The organism is Oleiphilus sp. HI0128 (genome assembly GCF_001635365.1).
Genome location: NZ_LWGG01000168.1, coordinates 1 through 940 on the forward strand (window position 1 = coordinate 1; position 940 = coordinate 940).

1 protein-coding gene is annotated in these 940 nt (G+C 44.6%); it reads right to left on the bottom strand.

Features of this window, described 5'->3' with window-relative positions; genetic code table 11:
- Window positions 1-936: AMP-binding protein (locus tag A3763_RS02235; protein WP_156494835.1), on the bottom strand; the 936-nt coding region annotated here is incomplete at its 3' end.
- Window positions 937-940 lie beyond the last annotated feature (4 nt).

A 940-nucleotide genomic window follows, 5' to 3' on the forward strand; every position in this document is an offset into this window, starting at 1 on the left:
ATTCTCAGACATACCGTAACCTTCTAGCAATTCCAGACCCAGGTTACGATACCAATTAATGATATCACCTGATAACGGCGCCGAACCACTTCCAGCAAAACGGCAGTATTCCAAGCCCAGAGCAGTCAATACTTTCTTCTTGACCAAACCAGACACAATTGGAATCTTAAGCAAACGATTTAGTTTCTTAGGAGGCATCTTCTTAAAGATACCTAGTTGGAACTTGGACCACAGGCGTGGAACAGAAATAAAGACCGTTGGTTTAGCACGACGCAAGTCGTCCAGGAAGGTATCCAAAGCATCAGCAAAAAATAACTGAGCACCTATATGGATAGAGGACTGCTCAACCGCAAAACGTTCAAACACGTGCGCCAGTGGCAAGTAAGATAACATTCTATCAGTAGGCTTTATATCCAAAGCTTGTGCAACACCGCTTGCTGCAATACCTAAGGCCTCAAATGACAACATAACGCCTTTTGGCTTGCCGGTTGAACCCGATGTATAAACAATCGTCGCTAACTCGTCAGCATCCCGAACAGTATCTTCTTGTATCGGAGCATGCTCAGCAACCAGGTTATCCCAGCTTGGGTAATCTGTTTTTGGACTTAGAGGATAAGAAACACAAGGTAAATCATCTGGCACACCAGGTTTCATCATTTCCCAGTCGTCCAGTTTACCAACAAATAACAACTGCGTTTCACTGTGCTCAAGGATATACTTAACCGTTTCAGCATTTAGCGTAGGGTAAAGAGGTACACATATATGACCCGCCATCCAGATCGCCAGATCACTCATGATCCAATGCGCACAGTTCTTCGAAAGAATACCGATTCGACTTTTTGGTGGTAAATCTAAAGATTTAATATAGCTAGCCATCCTTCTGGCCTCGCCAACTGCTCGGTTCCAGGTATATTCCTGAACCACGCCGTTACCCATTGGC